The 16,757-nt window shown below is 36.4% G+C and carries 10 protein-coding genes; 2 read left to right on the top strand and 8 right to left on the bottom strand.

Annotated features, from left to right (window positions below; genetic code table 11):
- Nucleotides 1-1,109: 1,109 nt before the first annotated feature.
- Nucleotides 1,110-1,736: a cysteine dioxygenase family protein gene (locus tag P3F56_RS10120; RefSeq protein ID WP_281152720.1), complete on the bottom strand. Its 627-nt coding sequence runs from the start codon at nt 1,734-1,736 to the stop codon at nt 1,110-1,112.
- Between the two features lie 1,691 nt (nt 1,737-3,427).
- Nucleotides 3,428-4,387 (bottom strand): DNA polymerase III subunit delta', encoded by a 960-nt coding sequence (locus P3F56_RS10115; RefSeq protein WP_281152719.1) that lies wholly within the window; start codon nt 4,385-4,387, stop codon nt 3,428-3,430.
- Between the two features lie 57 nt (nt 4,388-4,444).
- Here P3F56_RS10115 and P3F56_RS10110 point away from each other — a divergent pair, with 57 nt between their 5' ends.
- A complete protein-coding gene (locus tag P3F56_RS10110; RefSeq protein WP_281152718.1) occupies nt 4,445-4,792 on the top strand; it encodes a hypothetical protein in 348 nt (115 codons plus the stop codon).
- A gap of 96 nt (nt 4,793-4,888) precedes the next feature.
- Here P3F56_RS10110 and P3F56_RS10105 read toward each other — a convergent pair whose 3' ends face one another.
- The 4 genes from P3F56_RS10105 to P3F56_RS10090 all read right to left on the bottom strand — a co-directional run bounded on the left by P3F56_RS10105 (nt 4,889) and on the right by P3F56_RS10090 (nt 10,012).
- Nucleotides 4,889-7,315 (bottom strand): heavy metal translocating P-type ATPase, encoded by a 2,427-nt coding sequence (locus P3F56_RS10105; protein ID WP_281152717.1) that lies wholly within the window; start codon nt 7,313-7,315, stop codon nt 4,889-4,891.
- 64 nt (nt 7,316-7,379) lie between these two features.
- A complete protein-coding gene (locus tag P3F56_RS10100) occupies nt 7,380-7,514 on the bottom strand; it encodes a hypothetical protein (RefSeq protein ID WP_281152716.1) in 135 nt (44 codons plus the stop codon).
- A 485-nt stretch (nt 7,515-7,999) separates the two neighbouring features.
- Nucleotides 8,000-9,178, bottom strand: a complete 1,179-nt coding sequence (gene dnaN, locus P3F56_RS10095; protein ID WP_281152715.1) for a DNA polymerase III subunit beta — start codon at nt 9,176-9,178, stop codon at nt 8,000-8,002.
- Between the two features lie 399 nt (nt 9,179-9,577).
- Complete coding sequence (locus tag P3F56_RS10090; protein WP_281152714.1) at nt 9,578-10,012, bottom strand: DUF2996 domain-containing protein; 435 nt, start codon at nt 10,010-10,012, stop codon at nt 9,578-9,580.
- A gap of 258 nt (nt 10,013-10,270) precedes the next feature.
- On the opposite strand from P3F56_RS10090, the gene P3F56_RS10085 reads away from it, so the two are divergent.
- Nucleotides 10,271-12,202 carry a chromosome segregation ATPase gene (locus tag P3F56_RS10085; RefSeq protein WP_281152713.1) on the top strand — a complete coding sequence of 644 codons (1,932 nt, stop codon included), beginning with the start codon at nt 10,271-10,273 and terminating at the stop codon, nt 12,200-12,202.
- A 1,079-nt stretch (nt 12,203-13,281) separates the two neighbouring features.
- Here the strand turns inward: P3F56_RS10085 and P3F56_RS10080 are convergent.
- Together P3F56_RS10080 and P3F56_RS10075 are read right to left on the bottom strand one after the other, a co-directional pair.
- Complete coding sequence (locus tag P3F56_RS10080) at nt 13,282-13,941, bottom strand: HAD family hydrolase (protein WP_281152712.1); 660 nt, start codon at nt 13,939-13,941, stop codon at nt 13,282-13,284.
- A 1,057-nt stretch (nt 13,942-14,998) separates the two neighbouring features.
- Nucleotides 14,999-16,636: an alpha-amylase family glycosyl hydrolase gene (locus P3F56_RS10075; protein ID WP_281152711.1), complete on the bottom strand. Its 1,638-nt coding sequence runs from the start codon at nt 16,634-16,636 to the stop codon at nt 14,999-15,001.
- Nucleotides 16,637-16,757 lie beyond the last annotated feature (121 nt).

Genomic DNA, 16,757 nt, shown 5'->3' with positions numbered 1-16,757 from the left:
CCTAAAATAATAATAGTTTTAATAGTTAAATTTTAATAAAAATAAATAAAAATTTAAAATTTTATAATTTGTATAATTACACTATATCTATTTCAAAAATCTTTTATAAAAATAGTTAAAAAGTTAGTTTAAATTTTAAATTATATATAACGATTTTTCTTCAACAAAATCAAGAGTGTTCTCTGTAGTTTTCTCAGGTCTTATTTTTAAAATTCATGTTCAACAAAACTATTTTAAATTTAAGAATTGAGAATTAAAACCTAAATTAAAAATTTAGACTTAATTAATTACAGAAAAATTAATAATATATTGATTCCTATTAATTTAACTAAAATCTAATTTTCTTTAAATTCTTAATTCTTTTTTCTTTTATTTATTGCTAATCTTGTTATTACAACAGTAATTAAGGTAATGTAATGATACCCTTAAAGTGGTTATTAATTTATGGAAAGTTGTTTTCAAAAACTTTGATAGTACTTGACTAATTTCTTTTGATTTCTCTATTGAAGTTAACTTATAACAAAAAATTCTTCCAGAACTAGAGCAACACTATTATGTTTAAATATCAAAGGACATAAAGTTTAAAAACAATTAATTTAGTAAAACTTTTAAAAAATATAATAAGAAAAACAATCTATAGATGAAATTTTAGAATAATAGAAAGATTATGATCTTATCCAAAAATTGTAAGACAAAGAATTTGGAAGGAAGAAAATATAAAACTTATTGATCAAAAAAGTATTAACAAATATAATAACTACCCAAATTATTTTGGATAGTTATTATATTTATCTAAGTAGTTTATTTAAAGTAAATTTAAAATAATGAGAATAAAAAGGATTATATTTATCTTTTCCACTAACTTAGAGTCTATACCTAAATGTAATAGTAGGGAAGATGTTCAAAAGTCAATATAATTTAGCTCAGACAGTTAAACAAAGTTCTATTCAAAGGAGTTGATATAAACAATGTGAATTAAAACAACATAAATTAAATTCCAAGTAGCTCTAAATAAATTTTAAAAAATATTTTTTAAAGTTTATTTAGAGCTACTTGATTAATTAGCATAGTCAATAATCATGAATTTATCATAAATATTTTTATGTGAGTTAAAATTTATGTGCTTGATAAGTAATCGGATCAAAATTAAAACGATTGGATAGAGTTTCGCCATAAAGATTTAAAGTAAAAGTTGGTTCATCTCCTATGGCTTCTACCTGATGAATTGCATTGCTAGTGAAACTAATAATGTCTCCTGGGTTAAGTATTTTTTCCCCAACTTTTTGAAGTTTATCGGAAACCTCTAAAGTTGGCAATCGTTTCCAGAAACTATTTTTTTGCCGTCCTCCCAAAGTAGCTACTACCCCCCAAGTCCCATGATTATGAATGGAGGTGGTAGTTCCTGACAACATAATTTCGGTCTGAAGCGTTAGAGAAAATCCAGGTTCATCGTAGAGTAATGATAACGCAGTACCTGTTTGGGGGGACGGGTCAGGAATGGTAGTTGTCACCCAATAGACATTAAGAATCAACTTTCTAACCACTCGACGGATAGACTTTAGCAAATCCTTTTCCTTTTGGTTTGTCATTTCTCCTTGATTGAGAATATCTTCGAGTTCCTCCAAAAATCGATATAATCGATAGGGATTGGTGTTGGATAACAAATCCCATTCTCTAGGAGAATCAAACCCTAAACAATTACCATTTTCTGTTACTAACCAATCTTGTTTTGCCATTTGTTCTATTTATTTAAGTAACTTCTAGAGAATCTTCTTCACGAGCTTTGGGACATTTTTTTAGAAGACATCTCTTTCAAGTTTTTCAACGACGTAGTTTATGATATTGTTGACCAAGTGAATCATAGGATTATGACGACCTTAGAACATCATCATATCTACTGAAACTGTCCCCTTCTATACTGCTAATTTAGCTTGTTTTTTCAAAAAGTAGAGCTCGTGAACGGTAAGGGGCAGACACTTGACCGTTTGGGTAAGGAGAACTATTTGGAATGTGATCATTTTCTCTTGTAACTAGATGATTGCTTGGCGCAGATTTTGGAAAATTTGTTCGGTTTTATCAACAACGAATTAAATCTTAGAAGTCGACTTTCAAATCAAGTATAATCAGTTTTATCATTTTTTGGAAAACTAGATAGAAACCGGCAAACTAATTTATTTCCAAGACATCTAGTTTTTTTCTTTGTCATTATCTTTTCCTTAGCTCATTGTTATTCTTTGAGATTTTATCGATATCCATCTTGACCCAAAAGGATAGCCTTAATGCCGTGCAACTAGTACTGCGTCTTCGAGAAGGGTTTGTTGAGATGACAGACTCTGTATTCGTCTTCTTACATCACTCAGGTTTTGAACTTGATTGAAGGATACATTTTTACAATCTTCGCAGTTGTTCTTGAGTCTGTTCAAGGCGATTTTATTTCATCATCAATAATTCCCCGATTAAATTACTGAGGTTGTCAACTTTTTTAACAAAAACCTACATACTTTGCCCAAATATCTTAGTCTGTGCGTACGGTTAATTATTTTGTTTAACTTATGGCAACGCTGGGAGTTGTTTTCAGGGTGCGATTAGCTTGTTGAAGGATAGCTTCTAAGCCTTTGAAATCATCATCCAAGTCCTGAAAAGGACTTATTTCTATAATCTCTTCGACTGTCTGTGACTTTTAAAATTTAAGGGATAAATTAATGGGGGTATCGATAAAGACAGCTAACTTGAAGGAGCACAAGGGTGTTTATTGAGTAGCAAAGCTAAGCATTAAATCAAACTAAGAGTAAAGAGGAAGCAGATTTTTCTAAGATGGGAAGTTAATAGTCGTAATCCGAAGCGCAATCAAGGTTAGATTTTAACTAACTCAAAAATTCTGTTTAGAAATTTCCATCTTAATAGGAAATTTTTTTAACAAAACTGACTCTAAGTAGGCGTCAGAGATAAATGATAGTTGGCTTTTAATGTTCTCAGTTTTTTTTGAAATGCTAGCAGGATTGCCCTTAGAAATTTTGCTAATTTTATTTGCTGATCATTAGGTTAAAGATAAAGAGGTTGACAGAGAATGAGTTGTCGATTGTGAAAGTTCTGAATCAAATCAACTTAACAATTCATCAAGTTCGTTATCAGATTTTGATGACTCGAACTAAATTGCTAAATGACTTAGCAATTTAGTTTAATCTTTATTAAAGGAATTGTCGGTCAAGTTGCCTTAATTGTAATAATGATTGATTATGTCTTTATTCTATAAGTTTTTTGTACTTGGTTATAGTGAATCAGCTTCTTGTAGTTAGAGTATTTACATTTAGTTACAACAACACATAAGTATTGCTCAGGTTTTAGATTTTTGAAGTCTTACTTTTTCAATTTTTTGTTTAAAAAAGTAACACAAAAGGTGAATGGACAGGATTTTATAGTAGTTTATTTAGGAGTATACGGAAAGTATTTCTAATAATAAACATTCCCAAACCAATTGAGATTGTACATAACTCAAAAGATAAAGACGAGATTTTTCTAAAATCTCTAATATTTTTTTGTTTTTTAATCTTGTCCAATAATAATATTGCAGATATTTAATTAGCCATAGTTGAGTTTGAATGTCTAATTTTTGAGCAATTATTTTTGACAATTCTAATGCTTCTATCTGACCAGAAGGTATTTTTTTTATTTTTTGATACAATTCTTTTGGAATATTATCTAATTGTTGAGTAGCAAAAATTGCTTCTCCTGGACTTCCTTGTGCAAAAGATATTATCTCTTCATTTTTTAAAATTACTTCGTTTTTTTGCTCTTTAAAAACCTTAATTAAATCTTCAAAAGACAGACTATGAAAAGGAATTTTCTGACAACGGGATATTAAAGTTGGAATAAGATCATTTATATTAATAGCTAATAGAATTAAAGTGGCTTGTCCTGGTTCTTCTAAAGTTTTTAATAATCCATTAGCAGCTGCTTCTGTCATAGTTTGAGCATCTTCGATAATGACTAAAGATCGAGAAGCTTCTAGGGGAGGATGGCTAAGAAATCTAGTAACTTCTCTGATCTGCTCAATCCGAATTTGTGGAGGAACTTTGCGGGTTATTCCTAAATTTTTAGCTTCTTGAACTGTAATTAATTGACCTTGATATTGATAAGTCGGTTCTACCCATAATAAATCAGGATGATTTCTTTCTCTGATGCGTTTTTGAACTAATACTTGTTGTTCAGGAGCAATGTTTACGCATAGCAAAGCTTCGCTGAAACATTTAGCCCCTAAACTACGTCCAACACCAACAGGACCGGTAAACAGATATGCTGGAGCAATCCGATTTTTGGCGATTACTTGTTCTAACAATTCAACGGCTTGAGACTGTCCGATTAGTTGCTGAAAAGGGTTGATACTCATTAAGATGACAGGCAACAGTTTGAATCAATCTATTATTGAATTAGGAATTTTGGATTTATGGCTCGATATACTTCTTCTTATCTGGTTAATTTGCCTTTGGAGCAACTCCCTCAAGCAATCAACAAGATTTTACAATCGTGTGGATTTGAATCAGTTTACCATGCAACTGATTATATGATGGCACGGGAAATTCCAGGCGAGGTAGTTTTCTCCAAATTAGTGACAGTGGAAATTCTTATTGATAGCACTAAAGCAAAGATTGGTGAGATCCCTATTACTTGGGTGATCAAAAATGACGAATTACCCTTACAAGTTACTAACCATTGTCAACAACGATTTGGACAGATTCAGGAAATAATCAGTCAACATCAACAATGGAATTTAATTGCCTCTGCTGCAAATTAATTATTATCAATAATATCAAAAGCAATAAAAAATTCGGGGGGGAAACTTCATCTGTTTTGGATAGCTTGACGCGAATTTTTCTTGTAATCCCAGTTATTACTTGGATTTATTCGGAAATTGACGACGCAATAACAGAGAGTTGGTGACTACGGTAATGGAACTACAAGCCATTAACCCTCCTGCTAAAGCTGGACTAACACTGAACCCCAGGGTTGGTAGTAAGATACCTGCAGCAATTGGAATAGCTATAACGTTATATCCTAAAGCCCAAAAGAGATTTTGACGGATTTTATTGAAGGTCGCTAAACTTAGGTCTATGGCTTGAACCACCGATAATAAATGTGTTCCCATCAAGACAATATCTGCTGTATCTAAAGCCACTTCCGTAGCTCCTTGCAAGGACACTCCTAAGTCTGCTTGGGCCAATGCTGGAGCGTCGTTAATACCGTCTCCAACCATAGCAACTTTTTTGAATCCGGGGTGAGATGCTAAAAGGGAGGATATTTTAGCTTTGGTCTTCTGTTGTTGAAGGGATCGGATGATGGTAGCTTTTTCAGCAGGTCGAACTTGGGCAAACACTTGATTAATGCCTAGTTCTTGGGCGATGGACTCGGCAACAATTTGGTGGTCGCCTGTTACTAAAATAACCTCTAGTCCCTTTTCTTGGAGACGGGTTATGGTTTCTTTGGCATCAGGACGCAAGGTATCTTCGAGGACGATAACTCCCTGCACTTCCTTCTCAAGTACTACATAAACTAAGGTTTTATTTTCTTTGATTAAGGCTCGTCCATCGTGTAAGACAATACCCTGTTCTTTCAACCAGTCTTTATGACCTAATAAAACTGATTTGCCTTCAACTATTGCACTTACCCCTAGTCCTGCTTGGGTTTGGAAATGCTCAGCCTTTAGGAGAAGTAATTTCTGACGTTGAGCCTCTTCTAAAATAGCAATCGCTAGGGGATGATTAGTGCCACTTTCAACCGTTGCAGCCAATTGCAGCAGCCTTTGAGAGCTAATCTGGGTTAGAGGGATACAGTCGGTTACCCTCGGACATCCAAGAGTTAAAGTTCCTGTTTTATCAAACACAATAGCATCAAGTTGATGCACCTTTTCCAAGACATCTCCTCCTTTGATTAATAACCCCCGTTCGGCTCCGATCCCTGTTCCTACTAAAATGGCGGTGGGAGTCGCTAACCCCAAAGCACAGGGGCAAGCTACTACTAAAACAGTGATCGCTAACTTCACACTTAACAATATGGGGGAAGAGGAGAGAGAAAGAGAAGATGACAAGAGGGAAACTTCTGCCTCTTGAACTCCTATTGAGTGGCTATGACTGGTCATTTCTAAGACCTGAGGATAGATTTTTGTTCCGACCCCTAACCAAAATACTAAAGTCAGTAAGGCGATCATCATCACCCCATAGGCAAAATAGCCAGCAACTGTATCAGCAAATTTTTGAATGGGAGCTTTGCGAGTTTGGGCATCTTCAACAGAGGCAATAATCCTGGCTAAGGTGGTATCGTTTCCGACGTGGGTTGTTTTGATGGTGATCGCCCCTGACTGGTTAAGAGTCCCGGCAATCACTTTATCTTTAGCTTGTTTAGGAACCAGTACTGACTCCCCTGTGACTAAAGATTCATTTATAAGGGTTTCTCCTGTCACTACTTCTCCGTCAACAGGAATCTTTTCTCCTGGGAGAACCTGTATCCATTCTCCCATCTGCACTTGTTCAACAGGAATTTCGATGCTAGAAGTATCTTCTGTAAAGGGATCACCGATTAAACGGGCGACAGACGGTTGTAAAGCACTTAAAGCTTCTAGGGCATCGGAGGCACGGTTTCTTGCCTGTCCTTCTAAGGTACGCCCTAATAAAATAAACCCCAAAAGCATGACAGGTTCATCAAAAAAACATTCCCACCCTAAATTGGGAAATAACAAGGCGATCAAACTGGCAACATAGGCACTTACAGTTCCTAAGCCCACTAGGGTATTCATATTAGCCATCCCGTAACGTAATCCTCGCCAACCATCGATAATAATCTCTCGTCCAGGAATTGATAAGGCTAAAGTGGCTAGCCCCCCATGGAACCAGATATTACTAATCAAGGGAATAGTAAGATTTTCTAAGTGTTGCAGGTGTCCTAGCGCTGAAAATACTAATAAAACAGCAGCAGTAATCAGTTTCCATCTATACTCTCGCTTTTTTTGTTCCTTACGTTTAGCTCCATTTGAATGGGTTAGACTTAAGATTTGGTTTGAGGAGTTCCTTAAATTAGCAGGAAAGCCAACGCTAGTAAGTTTGTCAACTAGAGCTTGGGGTTGCACTGCCCCCAATTCGTACTCAACAACGGCAACTTCGGTAATTAGGTTGACACAAGCAGATATGACCCCAGACTGTTTACTCAACTGCCTTTCTACTGCTTTGACGCATCCGGCACATTTCATCCCGTGTACGTCTAAGACAACGGTTTCTGTCTTAAGTTGGGAAGAAGTTTCTTCAGTTTTGGGGAACAGTTGCACCATGTTACTTAATTTGTGAATATTTATTCTATTAGGATTGAGAGAAATTACAAAGTTAGACTTAGATCTAAATTTTAGTCAGCCTTGCGAGGATGGTACATCTTGGAGTGATTATTTTAACGTCATCTTCAACATTCGTCGGGCTGGTTAAACTATGTCGTAAACTACCTCGATCTGCCATCGCTGAAATCGAGGTTTGCATCTAGATTCCATCTTAATTCTAAAAATTTTTTCAAGTTCTTGGCCTTGGCTTTAAGGTCTGATGACAGCGGTTTTCTTTTTAGATAAAAAGCGAGCAAAGCGTTTTCAAATTAATTATGGTTTTATTAATCGTCTCTTTAGACGCTAGGAAGCAACGACAATCATATAACTATTCCATCATGGCGGAGGAAAACACCGTTGAATTAGGACAGGACAACTTATCTTAATGTTAAGAAACAATTGCTAGAACAAGATAAGCTAATGAAGGAACTTTTATAAGTGCAACAAGGTTAACGATCACCTAAAATGGCAATCGTCAACAATTAGGATTGTATTCCTTGTTTAAAAACAAAAAAGACGAGATTAGACTATTCTTTTCCCCTAATTGTAATAAGTTTTTCATTTAGCTTAAGTAAAAGCAATACATGGAGCAAAAAGGTTAACAAAACAGTTCCAAATACTTTAATTTCTCGAATGAACAGTTTATTATATGAGCTGTACAGGCATCACTAGATAAATCATTTTTATTCCCCCTAAAGGAGTCAATATCACGGGTTGATTACCTGCATTTAATTGCATTTGAAATTCCTTAGTCGGTAACGCCTTGAGTCCATCCATCAGATATTTAACGTTAAAAGCAACATCGCCGCTTTCTCCAGTAATTTGGGCCGGGATAGATTCCTTAGCCTTGCCCAAGCCCTGTGCTTCTACCGATAACGATACTTGCCCTTTTTCTTCATCAATCGTACATTTCACTAAATTATTTCTTTGATCGGCCAACACAGCTACCCGTTCAAGACTACTTATAAATCGCTTTCGATCTAGACTCACTGTCCGTGCAAATTGAAGGGGAATTAGTTGATTATAAGAGGGGTATATTCCATCTAATTTACGACTGGTGAGTCGTTGTTCTCCCAATTCAAACACTATTTGAGCATCATCTACATATAAGGCTACTGTATCTGTACTCTTACGATTAGCAAACATCCGCTCTAATTCCCGTAAAGCCCTAGCAGGAATAGTGACTGCAAATCTTGCAAAGTCTCCTTCAGGCATTCTTTGTACCTCTTCTTCTCCGTCTATTTCAGTTTGTAGAGGGGTTTTCACAACCGCTAAACGGTGTCCATCAGTGGCGGCAAATTCCAAACCATCAAGATTTCCAGCAACATGAACTCCTGTTAAAACTTGTTTAGCTTCATCACTACTGGCGGCAAATAAAGATCCTTTCAACCCTTCAGTTAAAATGGCGATAGGTAATTTGAGGGTGTCTCCTCCTTCTACGGTAGGAAGTTCGGGAAATTCTTCAGCACTCATAGCCTGTAGTTGAAACTGTCCTGATGCGGATTTAAGGATAATTAACTGAGTGTCGTCCTCCAGATTATCTTTGTTAGTGATAAGGGTAATTTTTCCTTCTGGAAGTCGTGAAACAAGGTCATTGAGCAGTTTAGCTGGCAGGGCAATTTTTCCTCCTTGGTTAACATCAGCACTAAAGCTGGTTTCAATGCCTAAACTAAGATCGAAAGCGGTAAGGCTAACTCGTCCTTTGTCGGCATCCACCACTACTAATACATTTCCTAATATAGGGTGGGTGGGACGGGAGGGAACAGCACGACTGACTAGAGAAAGGTTACTGTTAAGTTCACTTTGACTGCAAACAAATTCCATGGGGTAACACCTCTAAAATAAAAATAATCTCTTTCGAGAAACTGTTTGTAAAAAAACATTCAGGAAAAATTTTGTTGTTGTTTAAGCTAGTCAATGCTTCAGTGATATCTGAATTTGATCAAGATATGGCAGCATCAAGGTATTTGACATTGCTAAAAACCTTGCCTTTTGCATACACACGCGGTGGTATGACTCTTAATGATTGCTCACTCTAACTGTCTTTAGGCTTAGCTGATAAGCTACAGAATATAAAGCGATTTATCTATGATTAATGGCCAGGCCTATTGTTAATATAATCTTTCCTCAGAAATTAACAATATCTAAGAGCATACAAGGTTTATGCCCTTAGATATTGTTAGAAATTGTCTCTAGCAAGTTACCAGTTAAAACGAATTAAAATTAATTACGCGTGAGCCACTTTTGACTGTTAAGGCGTTGTAAAGTATACAACACCATTAAATCTAAAGTTACTTTTCGTTCATCAATCATAAACGATTCAATGGTACTTGGAGGAAGCCCATTAATCCCATAAGAAAAAGCTTTAGAGCCGCTAATATCTTCCTCTAAAAAGTATAAGTTGAACTGACGTTGACCATTATTCCAAGTTCCAATAACCTGCCAATATGGCTCGTTAGTATTAACACCAGGAATAGCTAATTTTTTCTGAGAAAAAGACAATTCAACATCAATCAGTCCAGTTTCAGTCAATTTTTGGTGCAAAGTTGGGGTGAAATGCTGCTCCATAAATTCAGTAAAAGGTTTATCTTCAAGAGCAGGGGGTTTTCCCTTTTTTTTAGCTGTCAGTTTAGCGTTAGGAGTAGTTTCTTCTGCCATAATCAAAATGATTGGGTAAAACTGTAATCACAATACAATAAATACAAATACTCAAAAGGCCAGCATCTTTTGAAAGATACCTCAGATCTTAATCTATAATGAATCATCCCCTAAAGACTACTAAGTTTTGACAGAGACTCGGAATTTCTCAAGATTATTCAGTTATGATTTGCCACTTCAGAAGAATTTAGGGATAATGACCAACGAAACCTTTGTGGGTGATGAGGAAACATCAAGGTATTATGGTCTTTATGAGCTATGAATCAATCTACTAAACCGCTGATCGCAGTCAAAGAATTTCCTGATAAAAAGAAAGTTGTTTTAAACCTGGGTAAATTACCTTGGCAACTATGGGTAATTGCCCTTATTTTTGCGTCGGGAATGGTAGGATTTACCGCCACTTCTATGTTACTTAGATTGCCAAAATCTCCCCAGTGTACTAGTATTTTCTGGCCGATTGCCTCAGCCTCGATGCGGATCTATTGCGCTCAACTTGAAGCAGCTCAAGGAACCGTAGACAGCTTACTCAAGGCAATTAATCTAGTAGAAGCCTTACCCTCAGATCATTCCCTGCGAAGCGAAATCAACAGAAGTGTAGAGGAATGGGCGATCGCTATTCTCGATATCGCTGAAGAAAAATTTCAAAGTGGACAACTCCAAGAGGCTATTACTATCGCTCGTAAAGTTCCTAGTCACGTTCAAGTTTATGGCGTTGTTGAAGAAAGAATCGAAAAATGGCGATCACTGTGGCAAAAAGGAGAAGAAATTTTCGCTGAAGTTGAAGAAAAGCTACGACAATCAGAATGGAATAAAGCTTTTCGTTCAGCCGTTAAACTGCTGAGTCTACCAAACAAATATTGGGCAACAACTGAATACGATGCAACTGTTAAACAAATTCAATTAGCCCAAGAAGAAAGCAGGAAACTTAATAAAGCCTATCAGATATTCCATCGGGGAGGAGTCGATAATTGGCTAGCAGCGATTGCTGATGCTCGAAAAATTTCTAACGATAGTTACGCGCACCGAGAAGCCCAAGACTTAATTGAGAATGCTAAAAACAAGCTAATCAATTATATTGAAGGGTTATTCGAAGCTCGTCGTTGGCAACCCCTCCTCGAGGTAGTTAATCGCCTCCCTCAGAGCCTTTTACTAATAGAAGAGATTAATGATTGGAAAACTTTGGCTAATGCAGGTATGGAAGCAAAAATAGGTACGCTAGAAAGTCTAGAAATGGCCATTACTTCAGCCCAAGTAATTGACGCGGATCGTTCTCTATACCAAAAAGCCCAAGATTTAATTAATCGTTGGCAGCTCGAAATAGAGGATGTTACCCGTCTTAAAGAAGCTCAAAACTTGGCCCGTGGGGGAACTGTTAACGACTTAAATGCCGCCATTGCCTATGCCGAATTAATTCCTTCGGGCAACCCTCGCTACCAAGAAGTACGTCAAAAAATTCAAGCCTGGGTTCTGGAGGTTCAACGAGTTGAAGATCAACCAATTTTAGATCAAGCTCGAAATATAGCCCGTGGGGGAACTGTTGTAGCTTTACAAAAAGCAATCACTAAAGCTAATATGATTGATTTTAACCGAACTCTTTATGATGAGGCACAAGGAAATATTCATCAGTGGCGTGCGATTATTCAACAGCAAGAAGATCAACCGATTCTTGATCAAGCTATCTTTTTAGGAAATTCCAAAAATTATAATGGCGCGATTCAGACTGCTAGACGAATTGGTCGAGGTCGAGTTCTCTTTCGAGAAGCCCAAAATAAAATTGGCCAGTGGCAACAGGAAATTCAAGCTCAAAAAGATCTTCAAGAAGCTTATCTCATCGCCCAAGGAGGAACATCTCAAGCCTTGGGATCAGCCATTGAGGTCATTCGTAAAATTCCCGGCTCTACTCAGGTCAGCAATCGAAGCCGACAAGCCCTCAATCAATGGAGTTATCAACTGTTGTCTATTGCCGAAGATAAGGCTCGCAAAGCTTTGTTCCAAGAGGCCATTAGTCTTGCCCACATCATTCCAGCTGAGAGTACTTCCTATCATGGGGCTCAAACTCAAATCAGAGCTTGGCAAAGAGCACTTACCCCCCCTAGTCCTTCTACTCCTCATGCCGGAACAAAGCCTCCTGCCCCGCCTAAGTCTGCCGTTCCACTGACAAATGATCTCGTTATCGAAACTAATCACTAAGAGTCTAAATCCACTTACGTGGAAAATAATCTATCTTCCCCTGCTTTACCTGTAGGTTGTTCTAAGTGGTTAATTCTAAATAGCGGTAATTTGATGCTAGAAGCAGTATTTATTGAGATCTGGCGCTGTGGATGCAAAGTCCTGTATTAATCTTACTGAAGTGTTTTGTGACTTGAATCATTTCCATAAAAGATACGAACAGCCTTCTGAGCCTGTTCCTCGGTTAACAGCATTTATTTTCAAAAATTGCAAAAAAACATTTTCTAATCTAGTCAATGATCATCGTTTGATAGAACTTATGCCCTAGATAATGATTTTAATATGCTGTTTTTTTACAGACTCGCAAAGGATAAACAACAGTTCTGCCACTTTAAGTAAGTCTACTTTGATCGAAGATACTTATAAGTACAGAATGTCTTGAGAATGTTGTTTGTTTTCCTAGCTGCTGATTATACTCTGAGATTGCTTGTGATGATAAGTATAAGAAACGCTAAGAGGGATAATATATTTTCTATTTTAGAGAGTAAACATTGACGAGTGATTTATTTACGAAGTACTAAGTAATCTTTACGTTTTCTCAAGGCATAATTCCAAACTGAACGATAAATACTCAGTGTATAGTCACTTACCATAAATTTCTGCCTATCTGAATATTACTTTATATTAACTATAGTTAGATTTAGCATTAGTTCAGTCTACGCTGATACCTCTGTTAGACTAGATAAACCTGTATAAACTTTCGAGCTGTGCAGAAGCATTCCGCATATCGGTTTATTTATAGGTAGTTTGATTTTTTAAATTCTAAGATGGACTTGGGATAGAGATTGTTGATTTAGAATTGCTGTTTTATTGGATGGAAAATTGAGTACTGACAACAGCAGCTACTGCGATTGTGCCGAAAATAAAAGTTCGTCGAGTCATTTTGTTATTCATCGATAAAATAAGTCAACGTGTTTGGCTGAAGAAGTGATGAGCCTGTCGGAAAATTTACCGTAGAGAGTTTTCAGATTTAGAAATCAGAGAAAAAAAGAAATTAAAGACGGGGAGCAAAGGAATCATCCGACAGAGAAGATGGTGATTTAGATATTGTCCAACACTCCGATGGTTTTTAATAGCGGATCACTAAAATCATGGATGATTAATTTAGCACCACATTCGGATAATACCTCGTCCGAATGAGTGGTAGAAATGCCCACAGTAAAAATCCCCGCACCTACGGAAGAATAAATGCCAGTAGGGGAGTCTTCAAAAACAAGGGCTTCATCGGGGGCAATGTTCAAACACCGTAAAGCTTCTTGGTAAGGATAAGGGTCTGGTTTAGCTTTAGGTAACTCTTCCCCTACGATAACCGTCTCCCAGAAGTCATCGAGTTTAAGAGCTTTTAGCATAAAATCAGCATTAGAACGAGGGGCATTGGTAACAACCGCCGATTTAAGCTGGCAATCCCTCAGCCAATCGAGTAGAGTGGACAATCCTATAAGCGGTCGCAACTGGTCTTGTGCTATTTCCCGAAAATAGGCTTCTTTATCCTCACTTAATTGTTGAATTTCCTCTTCAGAAAGTTCTGATAGCCATTGACGTAGAAAATCCTGGTTGTGTCGGCCATTAATATTTTGCTGGTAAAAAGATAAGTCAATATTTAGCCCATATTTTTGTAGCCAAGATTGCCATATCGAGAAGTGAATTGTGTCAGTATAGGCAATTGTTCCATCCAGATCAAAGAGGATTGCTTTAAGCATTGGTTAAGAAGAACGTTTGGACAGTGCTACTCACCAGTAATTATAGCACTACGCAAAAACGTTAGTACAGTTTTTAAATTAGAAAATTTGAGTATTTAAATAAATCGTGAATGATTTGCATTTGTCTAACAATGCTCTCTAATTAAGAGAAATTACTTTTTCAGTATCGTTTGATTAATTTCCTTTGACGATCGGATTGTAGGCGCTATGATCTATAATTCACAAGCAATAATACTTTGAGGTATAGCTGCTGGATACAAGCTAACTTTCCCACTTCGGAGAGACTCATTTCGGATGAACTTGACAATATGATTGAAAGATGTGGAAGTACAATAGGTCAAAACTATAATTCTATGGTGAGTTGTGAGTTTCATTTATTCATCTAGTTTGGGACAACCAAGAAGAAGAAATCAACAAGTTACATCTCTTAATAAATCAGACCAATAAAGAGTTCACAATAAAATTAGGTACAAAGAAGTTAGAGTTGTTGTCCAAGAAGAAAAACAACTTGGCATTTAACCCTTATAAGAAGCCATGATTTTAGCTCATCAAGAAGCTTATCCTTAGTATGAAGTAGCTCCTAACGCTTCACCACTTCTGTGTAAAATTACCGATTATTAGAAGTTCAAGTGTCAGTCAACAAAAAATTAAGCTAAAAAGATCGCATAGAAAACTGTATTGAAGAATTAAATTTGAAATATTGACTGATATAGGGTAATTGAATACCAAGCTCATAAATTCCCCAACAATGGTGGCAACGTTAAATAAACTATCTATGAGATTTAAAAGTTGGGAGAGAACATTCATGAAGCTTAGCTGTGAAAAGTCTAGATAACATTATCGCTAAACGGTCCATGTTAGTAGGAAATAAAGAAGTAGCAACTACAAACACAGTAAACTATATTTACGTTGAAATCCAGCTGAAAACCACTACAACACTGACCAAAGAGACTTCCACATTAAAGTTAAGTTAAATGATTTGGTGCATAATGGTGTTAGGCTTTCAGCAGTCGCTTTGTCATTCCATCTAGATTTAAATTCAACGCAAGTTCTTGAGTTAAATGGGAACGACAACAATTCCTTCAAAAGGATTTAACGTCAAAGTCTCCTCAATGTCCTTAATGATTTTATCCTTTGATTGAACATGAGTAGACAAGAGAATTTTCCATGATGAATTTTGTTTATGGGGTAATTTTGCTAAAGAAAATTGAGTGCTATCATTCGACATATTGAGCGCAATTAAAGTATTTTGATCCTCGTAAGACCTTACATATGCCAATATCTTAGGATCATCTTCTAAGATAGTTAGTTGACCCAGACTCAATGGAAGCCAATGTCGCCGTAATTTGAGTAGGTTTTTGTAATGATTTAAGACGGAATTAGGGTCATCTGTTTGTACAGCAACATTCCGCGTTCGATAATCTGGATTGAGTTTATACCAAGGTTGACCAGTGGTAAATCCCGCTTGAGGTTGACTATTCCATGGCATCGGAGTGCGACAGCCATCACGACCTTTATAGTCTGGCCAACGAATGCGACCTCGTGGGTCTTGAACTTCTTCGATGGTTTCTGGAGGACAGTCTCGAAGTCCTAATTCTTCTCCATAGTAAATAAACGGGATACCTCGTAGAGTTAGCAACAAAGTAGCTAACAATTTAGCCATTGCATCGGAATTTTCTTCTGTGGCATAGCGACTGGTTGCTCGTTCAAAGTCATGGTTACTTAAAACTAAAGTAGTTGGCAGATCTCCTAGAATTTGCTGAAACTCCACAATCATTTCTCGAAAATAGTGAGCATTTCCTTGAGGGAGGGTACTTAAAAAAAAGTTAAAAGGCAATTGAATTTCATCATCGTTTTCTCCATAAAATCGCCTAATTTCATAAAAATTTGGAGCCCAAATTTCTCCGATTAATAAAGGGTCATCTTTATGATTGTTTTTGATATGATGACGTAGTTTTTTTAAAATTTTATGGTTGTCAGGATGATTGATAGTGTGAATAGGATCTTGATTGAATTGATAAATATTACGCAGGTAATCAGGAACCTTATCAAGGATAGGATTATCTAGTAATTGAGGATCTTCAACTAAATAATTAATGGCGTCTAATCGCAGTCCTGCCACCCCCTTATTTAACCAAAAATCACAAATGCTAAACATTTCTTCAACAACGGCTGGATTACGCCAGTTAAGATCAGGTTGTTCATGATAGTGAAAATGATAATAATATTGATTAGTTTTAGGGTCAAAAGTCCATGTTGATAGCTCAAATCCTTCCCAATTATTAGGGGGACTGCCATCTGGTTTTCCTTCACGCCAGATATACCAATCTCGTTTTGAAGAGGTGCGAGAACGACGAGATTCAATGAAAAAAGGATGTTGATCTGAGGTATGGTTTAATATGATATCGACGACAATTTTCAGGTTACGTTTATTGGCTTCTGAAATTAAGTCTTCAAAGTCTGACATATTTCCATAACGGCTATCAATATCCTTATGACTACTCACATCGTAACCAAAATCAACGTGGGGAGATTCATAAAATGGGGTAACCCAAACGGCATTAATTCCCAACTCTTGTAAATAATCTAAACGATCTACTAACCCCCTTAAATCTCCAATTCCGTCTCCATTAGAGTCTTGAAAACTACGAAGACAAACTTGATAAAATACAGCTTCATTCCACCAACTTGACATATTTTACTGCCCTTTTATAATACATAATAATTATATCTCAATAGTGTCCTTCTATATCTAGTCAAGAGTTACTAAACAATAAAAACTAATATCTTTTAGCTAAAGTGTGAAATCAGTCTAT

The sequence above is a fragment of the cyanobacterium endosymbiont of Epithemia clementina EcSB genome (assembly GCF_029919255.1).
GTDB lineage: Bacteria > Cyanobacteriota > Cyanobacteriia > Cyanobacteriales > Microcystaceae > Rippkaea.
The sequence above is the reverse complement of the archived record's forward strand: the minus strand, read 5'-3'. Positions and strand labels throughout refer to the sequence as shown.